Consider the following 22,067-nt stretch of genomic DNA (forward strand, 5'->3'; position numbering starts at 1 on the left):
TCCCCCGAAGGTGGGTTACAGATGCGTCCCGACCAAATCGAGCGGATCTGCCGGCTGACGCCGTTGCAGGACGGGATGTTCTTCGAGGCGCTGCGCAAGCAGGACTCCGGTGAGACGATCTACCAGCTCTGCCTTCGCCTGGAGGGTGCCCTCAGCCCGTCGCTGCTGCGGGAGTCCTGGCGCGCCGTCATCCGCCGGCACCCGATCCTGCGCACCTCGTTCCACTACGAGCGGCTGGACCTGCCGGTGCAGGTGGTGAGCGATGACGCCGAGCCAGAATGGCAGGAGTCGGACTGGCGGGGCACGCCCGCGGAGGAGATCGAGCAGCGGCTGAACGCCATGCTCGACGAGGACAGGACCCGTCCCTTCGAACTCGGGCGGGCTCCGCTGATGCGCCTGGCCGTGGTCCGGGTCGCCGATGAGGCGTGGTGGCTGGTCTGGTCCTACCACCATCTGCTGCTCGACGGATGGTCGACCTATCTCGTGCTCGACGACGTGTTCGGCTGGTACCGGGAGCTCGCCGCCGGACGGCTGCCCGAGCGGGGGGCACCGAGACCGTTCTGGGAGTACGTCGCGTGGACCCAGCGGCAGGATCTCGGGAGAGCCGAGAGCTTCTGGAGCGAGCGCCTCGCCGGATTCACCGAGCCCACTCCGATCGGCGGAGAAGCCGTCGATCCCCCGGTCCGGAACGGGCCGGAGTTCGGCGAGGTTCACGCGACGCTGCCCCCGGAGGTGTTCACGGGGCTGGAGGCTCTGGCCCGGACGCGGCGGCTGACGCTGGGCACGGTGGTCCAGGCGGCGTGGGCGTTGACGCTCAGCCGGTACAGCGGGCGGGAAGACGTCGTGTTCGGCTCGGTGGTCTCCGGCCGTCCACCCGAGTTCGCCGGCGTGGACGACATGGTCGGGCTGTTCATCAACGTCCTTCCGGTCCGGGCCCGGGTCGCCGGGGACACCTCGCTCGCCGACTGGCTGACCGGGCTCCAGGCGCAGCTGGCCGACGGCCGGGAGTACGACTACAGCCCCCTGGCGCACGTCCAGCGATGGAGCGAGGTACCGCGCGGCACCGCGCTGTTCGAGAGCCTGGTCGTCTACATCAACTATCCGGTGCGGCCGAGCTGGACCGACGGGGGGACGGTCCGGGTCGCCGACCTGCGGGTCATCCAGCAGCCGCACTACCCCCTGCACCTGACGGTCGTGCCCGACCAGCGGCGCTTGCGGATGGCACTCGGCTACGATCCGGTGCGCTTCCGGCGGGACACGGCCGAGCGTGTCCGCGACCTGGTGGTGGAGATCCTCACCATCGCCGCCACGGATCCCGAACGCCGCCTCGGCGAGCTGCCGGGATGGCCGGAACCCGTCGGGCGGGCCGCGGTGGACGACGGGGTCACCGCGACCGGCGTTCCGTCCTCTGGACGGTCCCTCGACCGGCTGACCGGCCAGTGCCTGCGCACCCCGGACGCGCCGGCGATCATCTGTGGCGATCTCACGCTGACGTACGGGGAGCTGGACCGCCGGGCCGAACGCGTCGCCGACGAGCTGCGCCGCTCCGGAGCGGGCCCCGTCGCCGTCATGCTGGGCCCGTCCGCGGAACTGGCGGTGGGCCTGCTGGCCGTGGTGAAGGCCGGGGGCGCGATCCTGCCGCTGGATCCGGACGACGGCAGGGAGCGGATCAGCGCCGCGGTGGCCGCGGCCGGTGCCACGGTCGTGCTCTGCGACGGCTCCGACGCCGACTCGCCGGCCGCGACCGACCAGGTGACGGTGGGCGGCGATCTGCGGCTCCTGCGCCTGGGGGAGCGGGAGGCGGCGGAGCACCCGGGCGCGGGGCCCACTCCCGGGGGGAGCGCGGCGGACGCCCCCTCCGCGACGCGCTGGGCGGTGCTCGGGCATGACGCGCAGGAGCCCGCGGCCTCCCTGATCAGGTACGACGCGCTGGCGGGGCTGCTGCACTGGATGGGCGAGCACTTCCCCCTGTCCGCCGATGACCGCGTCGCGCATCTGCGTTCGCCCGGTTCGGCGGAGTCGGTGCGCGACATCTTCTGGACGATGTCCGCCGGTGCGGCGCTGGTCCTCCCGCCGCGCGCCGCCCGGCCGTCCGCGGGGGTGTCCCCGGCCGTCCTCGAAGAGATCCTCGTCGAGAACGAGGCCACCGTCGCCGTCATCCCCGGCTCGCCACCGGGCTCGGTGGCATCCGCCCTCGGGCGGTGCCGTTCCCTGCGCCTCGTCTTCGTGCCCGGCCCGGTGCCGACGGCGTCGCGGCTTGAGCTGACCCAGGGGACAGGCGCGGATCTGGTGGAGGAGTACCGGTTCCCGCATCCGGTGCCGCAGAGTTCGTTCTGGCACGCAGGTACGGGAGAACTCGTCGCGGCGCCGCTCGTGGCGCGCCGCCGGGGCCATGCGCGGGTGCTGCCGTCCGCGGCCGACGCCGACGGCCCCGTGCCCGCGAGGAACGCAGGCGCCCGGCAGTGGGCGGTGGAGGCGGTGCTGGCCGGGCATCCGGGTGTGCGGGACGCGGCGGTGACCGTGGGAACGGGCCCGTCCGGTGAACAACGGCTCACCGCGCATGTCGTCCCGGCCGGCGAGTCCGTGCAGGACATGCCGGACGCCGCGGAGCTGGAGGAGTTCCTCATGCTCCGGCTGCCGGCACGGCTGGTGCCGTCGGCGTTCGTACCGCTCGCCGCCATGCCGACGGCCCGGGACGGGCAGCCGGACGTGGCCGCCCTGCCGGCACCGGAGGAGGACGGCGGGCGGGAGGCGGTGCCCGCGGCGTCGCCCGCCGCCGTGATGATCGAGGTCCTGACGGGCATCTGGGCCCAGGTCTTCGACCGCGCCCCCGGCGTCGACGAGGACTTCTTCGACCTCGGAGGTCACTCGCTCCTCGCGATCAAACTGGTGTCGCGGATCCGCTCGGCCCTGGGCGTGGACTTCACCCTCAACGACCTGTTCGGGGACCCCACGGTGATCGGCACGGCGCACGCCGTGATGGCGGCGCTGCGCTCCGGAGCCACGCTGGAGCCGGAGCGGGCGATTCCGAGGTGCGATCGGACCGGGCCGATTCCCGCGTCCTTCGCCCAGGAGCGCCTGTGGATCATGGACCGGCTCGGAGGGGCGGCGCGCCACGACAACATCCTGCTGCCCTGCCGGCTGCGCGGACCCGTGGACGTGCCGGCGTTCCGGGCCGCGCTCGCCGCCGTCATGGAGCGCCACGAGTTGCTGCGGACCCGCCTGGACGAGAGGGACGGACGTCCCGTCCAGGTCGTCCACGGGTCGCTGGAACCGCCGCTCGCCTTCAGCGACCTCTCGTCCCTTCCGCTGCCGGAGGCCGAGAGCAGAGCGCGCACGATGCTGGAGGAGGACAGCTCCGGGCGCTTCGACCTGTCGGTCGCCCCGCTGTTCAAGGTCCGGGTCGTCCGGCTGGACGACGACGATCACGTGATCGGCATCTGCCTGCACCACCTGGCGATCGACGGCTGGTCGACCGGCGTGCTCTTCCGTGATCTGGGCGAGCTCTATCAGAGGTTCGCCGACGGACGCGAGGGGACGCTGGCCCCGCTGTCGGCACAGTACGCCGACTTCGCGGCATGGCAGCGGCGGCGGCTGACCGGCGAGCCGCTCGACGAACTGCTGAAGTACTGGGTCGGGCGGCTCAGGGACGCGCCGGAGATGCTCGAACTCCAGCCCGGGCGGCCGCGGCCCGCGGAACGGTCCCACCGGGGCGGCCGGTGCGATGTCGACCTCACGCCCGACGTCCTCCGGGTCGTGCGCGATCTGGCCCGGCAGGAGGGCGGCACGCTGTTCATGGTGCTGTTCGCGGCGTTCGCCGTGCTGGTCGCCCGCCGTGCCGGCCGGCGCGACTTCGTCATCGGGGTGCCGGTGGCGGGCCGCTCCCATCCGGATCTGGAGAACCTCGTCGGGTTCTTCGTCAACACCCTCCCGGTGCGTCTCGACCTTTCCGGAGAACCGACGTTCCGCCGGCTTCTGCAGCATGTCCGGCGGGTGCACCTGGGCGCCCTCGCCCATGAGGACCTGCCGTTCGAGCGGCTGGTCAGCGAGCTCGGACCGGACCGCGCCACGGACCGCGTCCCGCTGGTGCAGGTGGCGTTCAACTTCCAGAACGCGCCGTTCGCGCCTCTGCGGTTCGGGGAGGTGGAGGCGACCCTGTTCGAGACCGATCACGAAGTGGCCCGCTTCGACCTGGTCGCCGAGCTCTACGAATGGGAGGGCGGTGTGCACTGCATGTTCCACTACTCGGCCGATCTGTTCGAACCGGCGTTCGTCGGCCAGTTCGCCGACGAGTACCTCGACCTCGTGCGGCGCCTGGCCGCCGAGCCGGACGGCCTGGTCTTCGCCACCGCGGACGGTGACGTGAACGTGTCCGCACAGGTGCGGCAGGCGCTGGACACCTCAAGCGTGAACCGGCTGCGAGCTCTGCAGGGACAGGGCTGAGGCTGCGGCGAGCCGATGGGAGAACCGTGATGATGACGCAGGGGCCGGTGGCGCACCGCGACGCGACCGCCGCGGGACCGGGGCGGATCGCGGACGTCTTTCCGCTCACCGCCTGGCAGCAGGCGGCGCTGCTGGCCGATCCCGGCCGGACGAGCGAGGTGAGCGTCGCGTTCGACGGCCCGTGCGACCGGCCCGCGCTCGTCCGCGCGCTCGCCGGTCTGGTCGGGCGCCATCCCGTACTGCGCAGTACGGTCCACCTGCCGCCGTCCGGGGGACCGGTGCACCTGGTGCATCCGGCCCCGACCACGGACCCCGCCGAGCCCGCGTTCGCCGGCCGGCCGCGGACGGGGACCGATGGCGGCGAGGTCGCCGAACTGCCCACCGGCCCGCTCGGCCTGCCCGCCTCTTCGCGCTGCACGGTGCGACGATCGTCCGGTGGCCGGGTGACGGTCTCGCTCCGGCTCGCCGGGCCACTGCTCGACAGGCGCAGCAGTGCGCTGCTCACCACCGCGCTGCTTCGCGGTTACGCGGCAGAACTCCGTGGCCGACCGTCCGCGGACGCGCCACCGGTGACCGGGATGCGCGACATGGCCGCCGCGGAGTGGGGCGCCGTCACGGCCGAGGCGACCGGGTACTGGCGGCGAACGCTGGAACGGGCCGCGGACGGCCTGGCATGGCGATCACCCGACGCGGCGGCCGCGCGGGGCGTTCCCGCGGTGGCGGCGCTGCCCCCCGATCTGGCGACCCGGCTGGGGCGGACCGCCCAGCGGGCGGGGACCTCCCGGGACGCGGTGCTGCTGGCCGCCTACCTGCGTGTACTCGCCCTGATCGGCGGCACCGCCACGGCGGGGACGTGGCTGCTCGATGACGCGCGCGGGCCCGCGGGCGTCGACGGAGGGGCCCTGGGGGACTTCCGCTCCCTGCTGCCGGTCTCGATGTGCTGCGACGTCCCGACCTGGGCCTCGCTCGTGGAGCGGACGGACGCGGCACTGGCGGCCCACCGGCCGTACCGGTCCTTCCCGGTGGCCGAACTCGTCGAGACGGGCCTGGTCCCGGGTGCGCTGTTCGAGTACTGCGAGACGCCGGCCGCCGATCGACCGCCGGGCGGCGAACTGCTGGACGCGGTCGAGCACACCTTCACCGAGTCTCCCGTCGCGCCGCTGACCCTCACCGTGGAGGACGCCGCCGAGACCGGCGGCATGACCCTCCGGCTGTTCCGGCACGGCGGCGACCCGGACGAGATCCTCGGCTACTACCTGCGGGCGCTGACCGAGATCACCACCGACGTCGAAGGCGATCCCCGCACCAGTGCCCCGCTGCTCGGTTCCGTGCCCCCCGGCCCGGCGTCCGTCCGGCCCGCCGAGTCGACGCCCTCATCGTCCGCCGCCGCCGAAGACCCGGCCACACTCCACGGGCTCATCGCACGGCAGGCGGCCCGTACCCCGGACGCGCCCGCGGTCATCGACGGGGACACTGTGGTCGGCTACGACGAGCTGTACGAACGGGCGACCGTACTGGCCGACCGGATCCGGACGGCCGGCGTGGCGCCGCAGGGCCTGGTCGGGGTGCACGTGCCCCCCGGGGCGGACCTGGTCGTCGCCATGGTCGCGGTGCTGGCCGCGGGCTGCGCCTTCCTCCCCCTGGACGTCCGGTATCCGCGGCGCCGCTGCGAGTTCGCGCTCGACGACGCCGGCGCCGACCTTCTGCTGACCCGTTCGGACGTGGCGGACCGGCTCGACTTCACCGGGCCCACGATGATCCTCGACCGGCGGGGCGACGGCCCCGAGGAGCGGCGGCCCCCGCTGGACCGGTCGTCGCCGGAGTCCCCCGCCTACGTGCTCTACACCTCCGGCTCCACCGGTCGTCCCAAGGGCGTGGTGATGCCGCACAGCGCGGTGGTCGAGCAGGTGCGGTGGGCGGTGGAGGCCTTCGGGCTGCGGCCCGGCGACCGGGTGGCGCAGCGGACACCGGTCGCCTTCGACGCCGCGCTGTGGGAGTTCTTCGCCCCGCTGAGCTGCGGAGCGGCCGTCGTCACCGTCCCGGCCGGGGCGGACCGGGACATCGCCGCCCTGGAAACGGTCCTCACGGAGCGGGCCGTCACCGTTCTGCAGGTGGTGCCGAGCCTGCTCGCCGTGCTGGCCGAGAGCGCCACCTTCACCCGGTGCCCGGAACTGCGGCTGGTGTGCTGCGGCGGTGAGGCGCTGCCGCAGCGGCTGGCCGACGCGGTGATCGGCCACACCGAGGCCGCGCTGCTCAACCTCTACGGCCCGACCGAGGCATGCGTCGACGCCACCTGGTGGCGGGCGGAGGCCGGAGCCCGGGGGACGACCGTGCCGATCGGGCACCCGGTCACCGGTGTGCGGCTGTACCTGCTGGACGAGCTGGGCCAACCGGTCCCACCCGGAACCCCGGGCGAGCTCTTCGTCGGCGGCGCCCAGCTGGCGTGGGGCTACCGGGGCCGCCCGGCCGAGACCGCCGAACGGTTCGTGCCGGATCACCTGTCCGGCCGGCCCGGAGACCGGCTCTACCGCACCGGGGACCGCGCCCGCCGACTGCCCGGCGCGGAGCTGGAGTTCCTCAACCGGACCGACGACCAGGTCAAGGTCCGTGGTGTGCGGACCGAGCCGGGCGAGGTGGAGGCGGCGCTGACCGACCATCCGCGAGTACGGCACGCCGCCGTCGTCCCCCGGCGGGAGGGGGCCGGGGAGGCTTCGGACGGCATGACGCTGACCGCGTTCGTCTCCTGGGCGGGCGACCCGCCCGGGCAGCACGAGGAAGCGGTCGCCGAACTGCGGGACCACCTGCGCGGACGGGTTCCCGAGGCGATGGTGCCGACCGCGTTCATCGCCCTGGCGGAACCGCCGCTGCTGCCCAACGGAAAACTCGACCGTCGGCGGCTTCGGAGCACCGACATCACCGGAGCCGGTGAAAGGTACCGGCCACCGGCCGACCCCGTCGAGGAACGGCTCGCGTCCGGCTTCGCCGGGTCGCTCGGCGTGGACGAGGTGGGAAGGTCCGACGACCTCGTCTGGCTGGGGGCCCGCCCTCTGCACGCCTTGCGCCTCGCCGGGCGGGCCGACCCGGGGAACGGTGCACCCCTCTCGGCCGCCCAGATCCTCGGCCGGCCGACGGTCGCCCAGCTGGCGGAGGCCGTCGCACCCGAGCCCCGCCGAGCCCCATCGTGATCAGCCCGGACCATCTCAACTCGCCGGTCTCAGGAGGCACCATGACCGTTGGACAGGACACCCGGCCGCCCACGCTCGCGGGAAGCCGGCTGCGTCCGGCGATCTCCTTCGAGGACGAACGGTTCCTCATGTTCGTCCTCGACGAGATGGCGGGTGACTACGAGCAGCGATATGACGACGTCATCCGGCTCACGCTCGGCAAGTCCGAGCTGCCGCCGGAACCGCCCATCATCGCGGCCATGCTGGACGCGGCACAGGACTACGCGAAGGCGAGTCTGGTCTTCCCCGGCGGCCTTCCGCAGTTGCGCCGCCGGTTGGCCGCCGAGTACCGGAGCCGCTACGGCGTCGAGGTGCCGTCCGAACGGTTCGTCATCAGCGTGGGCACCAGCATGGCTTTCCGGAATCTCACCCAGCTGCTCGCCGGCCCGGGCGACGAGGTGGTCGTGCCCCTGCCCTACTACCCGCTCTACCCCTTCACCGCGCGACTGGCCGGCGCTCGGGTCCGGCATTACCGCATCGACCTCGACACGCTCCAGGTGGACATGGACTCGCTGGCCGCGGCGATCAACGAGCGCACCCGGATCGTGGTGGTCAACTCCCCTGGGAACCCGCTGGGGAACGTCATCGATCCCGCGACCTTCCGGCGGATCGACGAGGTCGTCGCCGGTCGCGCCGTGCTGATCGCCGACGAGATCTACAACAACGTCCACTTCGACGACGAACCGTATTCGGCCATCGCCCTGGCCGACGAGATGACCAGTCCGCTGGTGGTGACGAACGCGTTCTCCAAGGCCCACCGGATGTACGCGCGGCGGGTCGGCTACGCCATCGTCCCGGACGAGCTGGTCCACCCGCTCACCGTCATCCAGCACCACACCCTTCTCACCACCGATCCGGTGCCGCAGTTCGGCGCCATCGCGGCGCTCGACCACCAGGACGGCGTGCGGTCGCTGACCGGTCGCTACGGCGCCCGGCGCGACTACACGCTCGAACGCCTGGGCCAGGTTTCCTCGGTGCGGGCCGTCCCTTCCCGGGGGAGCTTCTATCTGACCCTCGACTGCGCCGAGTATCTGCGCCGGCACGACGTCCCCGGTTCGCTCGCCCTGGCCGAGCGCATCATGCGGGCGACGCGGGTGGCGACCGTGCCCGGCTCGGACTTCGGCTTGCCGGACACGCTACGGCTCTCCTACACCTCCGCCCGCTACGAGGAGGGCATCGACCGTCTGGCCGGCTTCTTCACGGGAGCCCCTCCGGACGTCGACGCGGACGCCGACGCCGTGCCGCGAGGTTGAGGGATCGGCGATGACGCCGAAGCCCGTGGCCGACGCCGGCGGCATGGACCACCTGCGGTGGCAGTGCTCGCGATGTGCCGCCTTCTCGCCGGTCGGCGACCTGCGCTACGCGTGCACCCGGTGCCGGTGGTCCGGCAGGCTGACCCTGGTCATCGACTACGAGCGGGTCGGTGCGGGCCGGCCGCCCGCCGACGTGCTGCTCACCGACGAGCACTCCCTCTGGCGGTACGCCCGCCTGCTGCCCGTCGGCATGGACGGGGGCGGTTCCCGCCGGGTCAGGTCCCGGTACGTGGCCGGCTGGACCCCGCTGCACCGGGCCGACCGGCTCGCCCGCCGGCTGGGGCTGGGCCGACTGTGGATCAAGGACGAGGCCGCCAACCCGTCCGGAGCCCTCAAGGACCGGGCCAGCGTCGTCGCGGTCGCCGACGCGCTCGACCGCGGCCGGAACGTGATCGCCACGGCGTCCTCGGGCAACGCGGGGGCCGCGCTCGCCGGCGCGGCCGCGGCGGTCGGCCTGCGGTGCGTGGTCTTCGTGCCCCGCGGCACCCCGGCGACGAAGGTCACCCAGATCAGCCGGTACGGGGCGCGCGTTCTGGTGGTCGACGGCGACTACGACGACGCCGTCCGGCTGAGCACGGCCGCGTGCCGGCGATGGGGTTGGTACTGCCGGAACACCGCGTACAACCCCTGCACCGCCGAGGGCAAGAAGACCGCCGCTCTGGAGATCGTCGAGCAGCTCGGCTGGTCCGCGCCGGACGCGGTGGTGGTGCCCGTGGGGGACGGGAACATCCTGGTCGGCCTGTACAGAGGGCTGTGCGACGCCCTGGCGATGGGCTGGATCGACCGCATGCCGCGCCTGATCGGGGTGCAGGCCGCCGCCTCGCCGGCGGTTCACCGCGCCTGGGCCGAGGGCGCCGCGGACGTCAGCCCGGCTCCGGCCCGCACGCGCGCCGAGAGCATCAACGTCGGGGAGCCGCAGGACGGATTCCGGGCCCTGGCGGCGGTGCGGGACACCGCGGGACTCGTGGTCGCGGTGGAGGACGAGGAGATATTCGCCGCGGTCGACTGGCTCGCCGCGGAAAGCGGCGTGTATCCCGAGCCGGCCAGTGCGGCCGGAGCCGCCGCACTGCCCGCCCTCGTGGCGCGGGGGGAGCTCGGGAGCGCGGACCGCGTCGTACTGCTCAACACCGGCAGCGGACTGAAGGCCGCGCCTTCCGCGGAGGGCGGGAGGGCCGTCCCGGTGGCGGCCGACCTGCGGGCCGTCGCCGCGATCGGCATCACCGAGGCGGCGGAGACCGGCAGTGAAGCCGACCTTGACGAGCCAGAACCAAAATGGTAGTGCGGCGGCTTTCTGATATCGCATGTCACCGGTTTGTGGGACATGAATTACAAACGTGACCCACTGAATATGGATGCTGGGCATGCCGCTCAGCGCGGGCGCCGGCGCACCTGATGCGCGCAAGCGAGGAGGGCCACCAAAACATGGATGACGGGGAATTCGAAACCGGGTCTCCACGCGACCACCGCGCCGCCGCCATTCCGCTGACTCCCGCGCAGCGCCGGCTCTGGCGGCTGCAAGGAGGCCCCGGGGTCGGCCCGTACGCGACGACGTGCACCGTGCACCTGACCGGCGGCCTGGACGTCGACCGCCTCGCCGCGGCGGCCGAGGCCGTCGCCGCCCGCCGCACCGAGTCGCGGCTGGTGTTCTCCCCCCACGATGATTCGGCGGCGGCCCGAACGGGCCCCGTCCAGACGGTCGCCGCCCGGCCCCGGATCACGTTCCGCCGCCTCGACCTGATGTGCCCTGACCCTGCCGAGGGCGCGGCCGAACCGGCGGAACACGCGGCAGAGGTGGAACACCCGACTCCGCTGACCGAGGGCGTCGAACTCAACGTTCTCGCCGTACGGCTGGCCGAGGGCCGTCACGCGGTCACCTTCTCGCTTCCGGCCATCTGCGCCGATGTCACGACGATGCGGAGCCTGGCCCATGAGGTCGTCGAACGCGCGGCGGGCCGCACCCCCCGTGCCGGCGGCCTGCCGTACGACGGCGTGGCCGCCTGGTGGAACGAGATGGCCGAGCTGCCGGAGGGGGCGACGGCCCGGGAGTTCTGGCGTTCCCGCTGCGCCGGGTGGGATCAGCCGATAGAGCTGCCGGGGCAGCGCAAGCACCGGGCCGGGCCGTTCCGCCCTCAGGCCCTGACCGGTTTCCTTCCCCCCGCCGAGACCATGGCGCTGCGCCGCCGGTGCCCCTCGCCGAACGACGCACGCGGCTGGCTGCTGGCCTGCTGGCAGGTGCTGCTGCGCAGGATGACCGGCGCCGGCGCCCTGGTCGTCGGCGTGGCGACGGACCTGCGCCGGCACGAGGAGCTGCGGGGCTGCTCCGGGCCGTTGACCGTCACCCTGCCCGTGCGCCTCGACCGGCCGCTCGACGTCGCCGTCTCGGCCGCCGCCGCCGAGACGGCCGAGCAGATCGAGGCGGGCGATGCTCACGCCGAGTGGTACAGCTGGGAGCGCTGCGTTCCCCCCGCCGCACCCGGCCGGCCGTCCTGGTTCCCGATCGGCTTCGACTTCGACGCCGGGCAACGGCCCGCGGACCACGACGGCGCCGGCCCGACCGAGTCGTACGGCCACCACGACAGGTTCCTGGTCCGCCTTTCCTGCCAGGACACCGGGGAGCGGATGCGGTTCACGCTCGGGTACGACGGCGACGCGCTGCCGCGTTCCGCCGCCGGGCAGCTGATGGAGTCCTTCCTGGCACTGGTGGCCGACTCGCTGGACCGGCCCGACAGCGCCTGCCGGGACCTGGACCTTCTGGGGCCGGAAGGACGACGGCTGCTGCTGCGATCGAGCGGGGACCCGGAGGGCGAATCATCCGGGGCACGCCTTGCGGCACTGGTGGAGGAGCAGGCCGCGCGGCGGCCCGAGGCCGTGGCCGTGGTGTGCGGCACGCAACGGCTGACCTACGGGGAGCTGGAACGCCGGGCCAACCGGCTTGCTCATCACCTGCGCGCGCTCGGGGCCGGTCCGGAGGTGCGGGTGGGGGTCTGCCTGCCCCGCTCGATCGAACTGGTCATCGCACTGCTCGCGGTCGTCAAGTCGGGCGGGGCCTATGTCCCGGTGGACCCGGATCATCCCGGGGAGCGGATCGCCTACGTCCTCGACGACGCCGGCGTGCGGATCCTCGTCACGTCCGGGCGGGCGGGCGAGCGGGCACCCGCGGGAACGGATCTGCCGACGGTACGGATGGACGAGGACGCGGCGGCGATCGACCGGTGGCCCGCCGAGGCGCCGCCGCCGAACACGGTGCCCGTCAGTCTGCTCTACGTCATCTACACCTCCGGGTCGACCGGACGGCCCAAGGGGGTGATGGTCACCCATGCCGCTCTCGTCCGGCTGCTGACCGCCACCCGGCCGTGGTTCTCCTTCGGGCCGGACGACGTCTGGACGCTGTTCCACACCGTCACGTTCGACTTCGCGGCCTGGGAGCTCTGGGGCGCGCTGGTGAGCGGCGGCCGGGCGGTCGTCGTGCCGACGGCCGTCACACGGTCGCCGGAGAAGTTCCGCGCCCTCCTGGTGCGGGAGCGGGTGACCGTGCTCAACCAGACGCCGGGGGCCTTCCGCAACCTGATGGCCGCCGAGGACGCGGACGCCACCGAGGGATGGCCGGCGCTGCGCGTGGTGGTGTTCGGCGGCGAAGCCCTGATGCCCGGCATGCTCACCGGCTGGTTCGCCCGCAACGGCGACCAGGCGCCGCGGCTGGTCAACATGTACGGCATCACCGAGACCACGGTGCACGCGACCTACTACCCGCTGTCGGCGGCCGACGTCCCCGCGGCCGATTTCGCCGAGGCGCCGGATTCCCCGTCCTCCGAGCGGAGCCCCATCGGAGTTCCGCTCCCGGACCTGAGCGCTTACGTACTCGACGGAGAACTGCATCCCGTCCCGCCTGGTGTGGTGGGGGAGTTGTTCGTGGGTGGTGCTGGTTTGGCGCGTGGGTATTTGGGGCGGCCGGGTTTGACGGCGGAGCGGTTCGTGCCTGATGTGTTCGGTGGTTCGGGTGGTCGTTTGTATCGGACCGGGGATTTGGTGCGGTGGTCGGGTGATGGGGGTTTGGAGTTTGTGGGGCGTGCTGATTTTCAGGTGAAGGTGCGGGGTTTCCGGGTGGAGTTGGGGGAGGTGGAGTCGGTGTTGGGGGCGCATCGGGGGGTGCGTGATGCGGTGGTGGTGGCTCGGTCTGATGGTGGGGGTGGGGTGGTTCGTCTGGTGGCGTATGTGGTGGCTTCGGAGGTGGGGGGTGAGGTGGGGGTCGAGGAGTTGCGGGGGTTTGTTTCGGGTCGGTTGCCGGAGTACATGGTGCCGGCGGTGTTCGTGTGGCTGGGTTCGTTGCCGTTGACGGTGAACGGGAAGGTGGATCGGGGGGCGTTGCCGGTTCCGGAGGGGGAGCGTCCGCGGTTGGGGCAGCGGTTCGTGGCGCCGCGGACGTCGGCGGAGCGGGTGCTGGCGGGGTTGTGGAGCGAGGTTCTGGGTGTTTCGGAGATCGGGGTCCACGACAACTTCTTCACCCTCGGCGGAGACTCGATCACGAGCATCGTGGTGATGTCGCGGGCCGCCCGCCGCGGTCTGCGCATCACACCCTGGCAGTTCTTCGAGAACCAGACCGTCGCGGGGCAGGCCCGGGTGGCCGTGCCGGTGGTGGCCGTCGAAGACCGGGCCGGCTCCGCGGCGCCGGCCGCCGGCCCCGCACCGCTGACGCCCGTCCAGCGCTGGTTCTTCGACCAGGCGTTCTCCCATCCCGGCCACTACAACCAGGGATGGTTGTTCCGCGTCCCCGCGACGGTGGACGCCGATCGGCTCGCCGCCGCGATCACGGGCCTGCTGGAGCGGCACGACGCGCTCCGGCTGCGGTTCCCGCGGGACACCCGGGCGGCCGGGGGCCGGCGGGCGGAGTACACCGCGCCGGACGCGGCCCCGGCGCCCGCCGCGTTCCGCCGCGTGGACCTGTCCGGCTCGGCGCAGTGGGAACCCGCGCTCGCCCGCGCCCTCGCCGATGCCCAGGACATCGACCTGGAACGGGACCCGCCCCTGCGAGCGCTGCTGATCGACGGCGGCCGGGAGGACCGGTGTCGCCTCGCGTTGATCGCCCATCATCTCGTCATCGACGCGGTCTCCTGGCGGATCCTCCTCGACGACCTGCGCGAGGCGTACCGGGCGCTCGCCGCCGGCGGTGAAGCCGGGATCACCGACGCCACGACCTCGTTCGCGGCCTGGGCCCGCGCGCTCACCGAACTGCCCGGCGCGGTCGCCGACGACCTGGAGTTCTGGCGTGCCCAACGGCCTTCCGGGCGGTGGGAGGTGCCCCTGGACCGTCAGGCGGGCGGTGCCGGAACGTACGGCGACGCCGAGGACGTCGAGGGAGTCCTCGGCGCCGAGGAGACCACGGTCCTGCTGCGGGACCTGCCGGCGATCCACCACAGCCGCGTCGACGAAGTCCTGCTCACCGCGCTCGCCCTGGCGATGACCAAGTCGTTCGGCATCACTCGGCTGTACGTCGACGTGGAAGGGCACGGCCGGGAGCAGCACCTCGTGGAGGGGGCGGACCTGTCCCGCACGGTCGGGTGGTTCACGGCGATCGCTCCGCTGCTGCTGCGCCTGCCGGACGGCTCGGCCCCGGGCGACGCGCTCGCCGCCGTCAAGGAGCAGATGCGCGCCGTCCCGCACGGAGGTCTCGGCCACGGCATCCTGCGCCATCTTGATCCGGTGCGCGGTCAGGCGCTGGCCGAACCACCGGCTCCCCAGGTGAGCTTCAACTACCTCGGCCAGTTCGACGCGAGCGCCGAGACGCGGACGACCCGGCCGCCCGGCGATCACCTGGACCTGGCCGCCGCCCCCGAGCCGATGCCCCCGCCGCAGCATCCGGGCAACCGGCGCACGCACCTGCTGGACGTCACGGCCGCCGTGGTCGGCGGCCGGCTCCGGATACGCGTCGGCTACAGCCGTGCCCACCATGACCGGGCGACCATCGACCGGCTGACCGGCGATGTGGTCGCCCGGCTCGGCGAGCTGATCGACCACTGCGGGCGCTCGGGCAGGACGCGATTCCACACGTTGCTCGACAAGGCGCTGGCCCTGGCGCCGGAGACCACGGCCGATGTGACGGAGGCGCGACCAGATGAGTGACACGGTGGAACCGGAGCAGCGGCAACGGCCGGCGGCGGCCGACGTCATCGAGGACATCCATCCGCTGTCGCCACTGCAGCAGGGACTGCTCTTCCACACGTTGCGCGAGTCGGACTCGGCGGTCTATCTCAGCCAGACCACGGCCCTCTTGTCCGGGCTCGATCCGGTCGCCTTCCGGCGCAGCTGGGAGCAGACGGTGGCCTGGCACCCGGCGCTCCGTTCGGCCTTCCTGTGGGAAGGCGCGGACGAGCCGGTCCAGGTGGTCTACAGGAGAGCGCCGGTCCGGTTCCACACGCAGGACTGGCGCGACCTGCCCCCCGAGATCAGGCAACGGCGCCTCACCGCCTTCCTCGACCGGGACCGCGACGAGCCGTTCCGGCTGTCCCACGCGCCGCTGGCCCGTTACGCGCTCCTGCGGCTCGGCGAGGACGACTACCAGTTCGTCTGGACCTACCACGCCATCCTGCTCGACGGCTGGAGCACAGCGATGGTGATGCGGGACCTGGTCCGCCACGGTGCGGCGGCCCGCGCCGGCGAGGTGATGCCGTCACCGGACCGGGCCCCGTACCGGGACTTCGTCGAATGGACCCGCCGGCGCGACCACGACGACGCCCACCGCCACTGGCGGGAGACGCTGCGCGGTTTCACGAAGCCGACGCCGCTGCCGGTCGCCGGGCCGGGCGGCTCGGACGGCGGCGGCCGGACGGGGGTGGCCGAGCACACCGCACGGCTCTCGCCCGCGGACACGGAACGCGTCGCCGCGGCCGCCCGGACGTACCGGGTTCCGCTCGGCGTCATGGTGCAGGGCGCATGGGCGCTGACGTTGATGCGGCACACCGGCGTCGACGACGTCGTCTTCGGCCAGGTCGTCTCCGGCCGCGGCGGTGACCTTCCCGGAGTGCAGGACATGGTGGGACTTCTCACCAACACCGTCCCGGTCCGCGCGGCGGCCGGGCACGACGACCGGGTGGGGACGTGGCTGCGGGCGCTCCACGCGCGGCAGTCCGCCACCCTGCAGTACGAGCACACCCCGCTGTCCCAGGTGCAGCGGTGCAGCGAGATGCCCGCCGGGCAGGAGCTCTTCCAGACCGTGCTGGTCGTCCAGAACTATCCGCGGCTGGACGAGACCGGGCAGATCGACCCCGGATACCGTCCCAGCGACCTGCGCGGGTTCGAGACCACCCATTACCCGATCACGGTGTTCGCGGTGCCCGGCGAGCGGCTTGAGATACGGGTGGTGCACGATCAGGCGACGGTCGACGGCGGAAGTGCCGCGCTCCTCGCCGAGTCCGTGCTCACGGCGCTGAACGGCCTGGCCGCCGGCGCGGATCGGCCCCTCGGCACGGTCCCGGTCTTCGGCACGGGAACGGCGGCGACTCGCGGCCTGCGCGACCGGGTCAACGCCACCGAGCGCCGGTTCCCTCCCCCGCACACCGTCGCGGAGCTCTTCGAGGCGCAGGTCAGGCGGACGCCCGACGAGCCGGCCGTCCTCCATGGCGATTCCCGGCTGAGCTACCGGGAGCTGGACCGGCGGACCGACCGGCTGGCGCGCACGCTCGTCGAGCAGGGCGCGCGGGCCGAGGAACGGGTGGCGGTCCTGCTGGAGCGTTCCGTGGAGTTCGTGACGGCGGCCATGGCGATTCTGAAGTCCGGGGCCGCCTACGTCCCGATCGATCCCGGGTATCCGGCGGCGCGCATCGCCTGGATGATCGAGGACGGCGACTGCCGCACCGTGATCACCCGTAGCGACCTTCTCGACCGGCTCCCGGCCGACTGCGGAGCCGCGGTCCGGATCGTCTGCTTGGACTCGCCTCCGGCCGAGGGCGGCTCGACCGGGCCCGCGCGCCCGCTGCCGGCGCGCCCCGGCAACCCCGCCTACGTGATCTACACGTCCGGTTCCACCGGAACGCCGAAGGGCGTGGTGGTCGATCACCGGGCGGTGCTGAACACGCTGCGGTGGCTGCGGGAGGAACTCGGCTGCGGTCCCGGCGACGTGGTCGCCTTCAAGACCCCCGTCAGCTTCACCGACTCGGTCTGCGAGGTGCTGTGGCCGCTCTGCCACGGAGCCGCACTGGCCGTCTTCGACGACGACACCGTACGCGACCCGGACGCGCTGTACGAGGCACTGGACCGGCACGACGTCACCTACTGCCAATTCGTGCCGCGCCAACTCGATCTGTTCATGGCCGCCGCGGCGCGGCGCGGCGCCGATGATCCCCTGCCGCGCCTGCGCGGGGTCTTCAACGGCGGTGAGCCATTGCCGCAGTCCTTCGCCGTCGAATGGGACCGGCAGTTCCGCAACGGCAGGATCGCCAACATCTACGGAATGACCGAGTCGGCGATCTATGCGACCTACCAGGCTCTGCCGCGGGGGTTCGCCGAGAGGCGAGGGGCCGTCCCCATCGGCCGTCCGATCGCCAACACGCGAGTGCACGTGCTCAATCGCGAACTGGAGCCATGCCCGCCTGGTGTGGTGGGGGAGTTGTTCGTGGGTGGTGCTGGTTTGGCGCGTGGGTATTTGGGGCGGCCGGGTTTGACGGCGGAGCGGTTCGTGCCTGATGTGTTCGGTGGTTCGGGTGGTCGTTTGTATCGGACCGGGGATTTGGTGCGGTGGTCGGGTGATGGGGGTTTGGAGTTTGTGGGGCGTGCTGATTTTCAGGTGAAGGTGCGGGGTTTCCGGGTGGAGTTGGGGGAGGTGGAGTCGGTGTTGGGGGCGCATCGGGGGGTGCGTGATGCGGTGGTGGTGGCTCGGTCTGATGGTGGGGGTGGGGTGGTTCGTCTGGTGGCGTATGTGGTGGCTTCGGAGGTGGGGGGTGAGGTGGGGGTCGAGGAGTTGCGGGGGTTTGTTTCGGGTCGGTTGCCGGAGTACATGGTGCCGGCGGTGTTCGTGTGGCTGGGTTCGTTGCCGTTGACGGTGAACGGGAAGGTGGATCGGGGGGCGTTGCCGGTTCCGGAGGGGGAGCGTCCGCGGTTGGGGCAGCGGTTCGTGGCGCCGCGGACGTCGGCGGAGCGGGTGCTGGCGGGGTTGTGGAGCGAGGTTCTGGGTGTTTCGGAGATCGGGGTCCACGACAACTTCTTCACCCTCGGCGGAGACTCCCTCATGGCCGTCCGCGTCGTGGGGCGGATCCGCGAGGCCTTCCCGGCCGACTACACCCTGCCGGAGCTGTTCGCCGCCCCCTCCATCAGCGGATGCGCCGCCGCGGTCGAGCGCCTGCTCAGCGACGCGGCCGACCTGGACGCACTGGTGGACGAGGTGGCCGGCCTGTCCGACGAAGAGATCGCCGCCAGGCTCGCGGAAGGCGAGAAGTCACATGAGTGAAGCAACCTCCGGTCCGTCCGACCGCGCCGAGCGCCTGGCCGCCCTCAGCCCGCGGGCACGCGAACTCGTCCTGCGCCGGATGCGCGGCCCGGCCCGGGACGGCGCCGCGACGGCGGATCCGCGGCCGGTGCCCCGCACCGGCGCCCCGCTGCCCGCGTCCTTCTCCCAGGAGCGGCTGTGGTTGCTGGACCGGCTCCGCCCCGACTCGGCGGCCTACGTCGTCTCGACCGCCGGTCGGCTGCGCGGCGACCTCGACGTCGACCGGTTACGCGCCGGACTCGCCGACCTGACCGCCAGACACGAGATCCTCCGGACCTCCTTGGCCTGGACCGGCGACCGGACGGCCCAGATCGTTCACGACTCGGTGACCGTGCCCTGGGAGATGACCGACCTGTCGGACGTACCCGACCCCCGCGCCGACGCCGAACGGATCCTGGCGGGCGATGTCGAGCGCGGTTTCGATCTCACGGCGGCACCGCTCTGGCGGGCGCGGCTGGTGCGGATGGGCCCGCGGGACCACCTGTTCGGCGTCGCCATGCACCATACGATCACCGACGCGTGGTCGGTCGGCGTGCTCCTCTCCGAGCTCGGCCGGCTCTACACCGCGTCGCGCAAGGATCCGGCGCCGGAACGGCCGGTGCTGCCGCCGCTGCCCCTGCAGTACGGCGACTTCGCGGTCTGGCAGCGCGAGCGCCTGACCGACGACCTGGTCGCCGGATTGACGGGCTTCTGGAAGGAGGAGCTCGCCGGCGCCCCGGAACTGCTGGCGCTGCCCACCGACCGGCCGAGACCTCAGGTGCGGAGCGGCCGCGGCGCCCGCCATGACTTCGAGGTGCCCGGCGACCTGCTCCGGGCGGCCCGGGAACTGAGCGGCAGCACCGACGTCACGCTGTTCATGGCATTGCTGGCCGCGTTCGTCACCGTGCTGTCGCGATGGTCGGGAGAGACCGACGTCGTCGTGGGAACACCCGTCGCGGGGCGCCACCACCCGGACCTCGAGGGCCTGATCGGCTTCTTCGTCAACAGCGTGGTGGTGCGCACGGACCTGTCCGGCGGCCCCTCGTTCCGGCGGCTCCTCCACCACGTGCGCCGGCAGTCCCTGCGCGCGTTCGAGCACCAGGACCTGCCCTTCGAGAAACTCGTCGAACACCTGGCGCCGACGCGCGACACCGCCTACAACCCCCTCTTCCAGGTCAATTTCGGGTTCGGCAACGTACCGCGCGGCCACCTCGACCTCCCGGGGACGGTCGCGGAGCCGGTGGCCGTCCCGAGCGGCGCCGGAGCGAAGTTCGACCTGTCGCTCTACCTGAACGAGGACCGGGGCCGGCTGGCCGGAACGTTCGAGTACGCCACCGACATCTTCGACGCGGCGACCATCGAGCGCCTCGCGGGATACCTGGTCGAGGTCCTCGCCGCCGTCACCGCCGATCCCGACCTGCCCATCGCCCACCTGCCGGACCCGCGACCGGGACAGCGGCCGGGAACCCCGTCGGGGAGCACTCCGGAGACCGGCGACCCCGGTGAGCCGCCCGCCCCGTCCCTCTGGCCGGCCTCCCCCGGCTTCGTCGAGCCGCGCGACCGCTGGGAGCGCTACGTCGCGCAGGTCTGGTCGGAGGTGCTCGGCGTCACGCCGATCGGCGCGCACGACGAGTTCTTCGAACTCGGCGGCAGTTCCATGCCGGGGATGCTGGTGGTCGACCGGCTGTGCAGGCTCACGGGCCGGTCGGTGACCCTGCACGACCTGTACGCGACGCGCACGGTGGAGGCGCTGGCCGACTGGATCCGCTCCGGCGAGACCGTCTCGCCGGATCCCCAGTTCGTCGTGGAGTTGCAGCCCGGTGGGCCGCGAGCCCCGCTGTTCTTCCTCCACGCGGTGCTCGGAGAGCTGTACCACTATTTCGAGCTGGCCAGGGCGCTGGGCACCGGCCGGGCGCTCTACGGCGTCCAGAACGACGGCTTCTTCCACGGCGGAGCCGACCCGGGCGTGCTGACCATGGAGCAGATGGCGGACCGCTACGCCGAAGAAGTGCGCCGGGTCCACCCGGAGGGGCCGTACCACCTGTGCGGCTTCTCGGGAGCGGGCAGGTTCGCGCTGGCGGTCGCCGACAGCCTGCACGCCGCAGGCGACCGGGTGGGCACGGTGGCGCTGCTGGACACGGCACCGCTCACCGACGCTCCACCCGCGCCTGACCGCGCGTTCATCCTCGCGGGGTGGCTGCTGTTCTCACCGCCGGAGGAGGAACTGCGCGGGCTGGACCCGCAGGCGCAGCTGCAGCGGGTCCTGGAGGCCGGAAAGCGCGCCGGTGACCTGCCGCCGGACGTCGAGCCGGCCGAGTTCGAGTCCTTCTGCCGCCGTCTGGAGCTGAACGCGCGGGCCATCTCCCCCTACCGTCCGTCCTATCCGGGAACGGTGACGCTGCTGACGCAGCGGGACCGCACCGACCGCGACCTGCCGGCCGAGTGGGCCCGCTTCCCGATCGGCGGCCTGAAGGTCGAGGAGATCGACGCCGGCTCCCATATGGAGTTCGTCTACGGACCGGCCGTCGCCGAGGTGGCCCGGCGGCTGGAGGCATGCCTGGACGAGCCCGCGCACGGGGACCCGGGAGCGGACCGGTGATCCACGAATCCGTGGTCAGCTGCATCGGCCGCACGCCGATCGTCGCGCTGCGCCGGCTGTTCGACGAGCCGGGCGTCGAGGTCCTCGCCAAGCTGGAGATGCTCAACCCCGGCGGCAGCGTCAAGGACCGCCCGGCCCGGCACATCATCGAGGAGGGCCTGCGGAACGGCGCCATCGCCCCCGACTCGCACCTGGTCGAGAGCACCTCGGGCAACTTCGGGATCGCGCTGGCCATGGTGTGCCGGATCTACGACCTGGCGTTGACGGTGGTCGTCGACCCGAACATCACCGCCACGAACCTGCAGCTGCTGCGCCGGTACGGCGCGCACGTCGACATGGTGAGCGAGGGCGACGGCAGCGGCGGCTACCTGGAGCAGCGCCTGCGCCGGGTCCGGGAGATCGTCGGCGCCGTGCCCGGGTCCGTGTGGGTCAACCAGTACGCGAACCGGCTGAACTGGCAGGCGCACGCGGAGACCACCGGGAAGGAGATCCTCGCCGACGTCGACGGGCCGCTGGACTGCGTGGTCATGGCGGTGAGCACCACGGGGACCATCCACGGGGTCGCCCGGGCGCTGCGCGCCGCGCATCCGCGGTTGCGGGTCGTCGCCGTGGACGCCGTCGGCTCGGTGATCTTCGGTCATCCGCCGGCCCCGCGCCGGGTGCCCGGCATCGGTGCGGGCCGTGTCCCCGAGCTCCTGTGCCGGGACGAGATCGACGACGTGGTCCTCGTCGACGACGACCAGGCCGTCCAAGGCTGCCACGAACTGCTGCGCTCCGAAGGGATCCTCGCCGGAGGGTCGTCCGGGGCCGTCGTCGCCGGGCTCTGGCAGCTCCTGCCGCGGCTGCCTCGCCCGGTGCGGGTGCTGACCCTTCTACCGGACCGCGGTGAGCGCTATCTCGACCTGCTCTACGCGGACGCCCCGGCCGAACCGAGATTCGACTGGTCGTCGTCACCCCCGCGACCGCTGAGCCGCTCGTGAGGCCGGCGCCCGGTCGACCGCCCGGCCGCCCGCCGGTCCAACGCAGCAAGGAGG

8 protein-coding genes are annotated in these 22,067 nt (G+C 72.8%); all 8 read left to right on the forward strand.

The window, feature by feature from the left end; all coding sequences use genetic code 11:
- The first annotated feature begins 21 nt into the window (after positions 1-21).
- Positions 22-4,443 carry a condensation domain-containing protein gene (locus tag AB0H37_RS12875; protein ID WP_360612539.1) on the forward strand — a complete coding sequence of 1,474 codons (4,422 nt, stop codon included), beginning with the start codon at positions 22-24 and terminating at the stop codon, positions 4,441-4,443.
- A gap of 29 nt (positions 4,444-4,472) precedes the next feature.
- The gene (locus AB0H37_RS12880; RefSeq protein WP_360612541.1) at positions 4,473-7,628 is read left to right on the forward strand and encodes an amino acid adenylation domain-containing protein; all 3,156 of its coding nucleotides are present in this window, start codon (positions 4,473-4,475) and stop codon (positions 7,626-7,628) included.
- Positions 7,629-7,669: 41 nt separating this feature from the next.
- Positions 7,670-8,920 (forward strand): aminotransferase class I/II-fold pyridoxal phosphate-dependent enzyme, encoded by a 1,251-nt coding sequence (locus AB0H37_RS12885; RefSeq protein ID WP_329094672.1) that lies wholly within the window; start codon positions 7,670-7,672, stop codon positions 8,918-8,920.
- A 10-nt stretch (positions 8,921-8,930) separates the two neighbouring features.
- On the forward strand, positions 8,931-10,259 hold the full coding sequence (gene thrC, locus AB0H37_RS12890; protein ID WP_360612543.1) for a threonine synthase: 1,329 nt from the start codon (positions 8,931-8,933) through the stop codon (positions 10,257-10,259).
- A gap of 143 nt (positions 10,260-10,402) precedes the next feature.
- Positions 10,403-15,097 (forward strand): amino acid adenylation domain-containing protein, encoded by a 4,695-nt coding sequence (locus AB0H37_RS12895; protein WP_360612545.1) that lies wholly within the window; start codon positions 10,403-10,405, stop codon positions 15,095-15,097.
- Positions 15,090-18,416 (forward strand): amino acid adenylation domain-containing protein, encoded by a 3,327-nt coding sequence (locus AB0H37_RS12900; protein WP_360612547.1) that lies wholly within the window; start codon positions 15,090-15,092, stop codon positions 18,414-18,416. The genes AB0H37_RS12895 and AB0H37_RS12900 overlap by 8 nt, the downstream gene beginning before the upstream one ends.
- Positions 18,409-21,033 (forward strand): condensation domain-containing protein, encoded by a 2,625-nt coding sequence (locus AB0H37_RS12905; RefSeq protein WP_360612549.1) that lies wholly within the window; start codon positions 18,409-18,411, stop codon positions 21,031-21,033. The genes AB0H37_RS12900 and AB0H37_RS12905 overlap by 8 nt, the downstream gene beginning before the upstream one ends.
- Positions 21,030-22,013: a 2,3-diaminopropionate biosynthesis protein SbnA gene (gene sbnA / locus AB0H37_RS12910; protein WP_360612551.1), complete on the forward strand. Its 984-nt coding sequence runs from the start codon at positions 21,030-21,032 to the stop codon at positions 22,011-22,013. The genes AB0H37_RS12905 and sbnA overlap by 4 nt, the downstream gene beginning before the upstream one ends.
- Positions 22,014-22,067: the final 54 nt, after the last annotated feature.

The sequence above is a fragment of the Actinomadura sp. NPDC023710 genome, from assembly GCF_040639875.1.
Taxonomy (GTDB): Bacteria; Actinomycetota; Actinomycetes; order Streptosporangiales; family Streptosporangiaceae; genus Spirillospora; species Spirillospora citrea.

Coding starts and splice junctions, on each gene's coding strand:
- AB0H37_RS12875 (WP_360612539.1), top strand. CDS start 22: ATGCGTCCCGACCAAATCGAGCGGATCTGCCGGCTGACGCCGTTGCAG.
- AB0H37_RS12880 (WP_360612541.1), top strand. CDS start 4,473: ATGATGACGCAGGGGCCGGTGGCGCACCGCGACGCGACCGCCGCGGGA.
- AB0H37_RS12885 (WP_329094672.1), top strand. CDS start 7,670: ATGACCGTTGGACAGGACACCCGGCCGCCCACGCTCGCGGGAAGCCGG.
- thrC (WP_360612543.1), top strand. CDS start 8,931: ATGACGCCGAAGCCCGTGGCCGACGCCGGCGGCATGGACCACCTGCGG.
- AB0H37_RS12895 (WP_360612545.1), top strand. CDS start 10,403: ATGGATGACGGGGAATTCGAAACCGGGTCTCCACGCGACCACCGCGCC.
- AB0H37_RS12900 (WP_360612547.1), top strand. CDS start 15,090: ATGAGTGACACGGTGGAACCGGAGCAGCGGCAACGGCCGGCGGCGGCC.
- AB0H37_RS12905 (WP_360612549.1), top strand. CDS start 18,409: ATGAGTGAAGCAACCTCCGGTCCGTCCGACCGCGCCGAGCGCCTGGCC.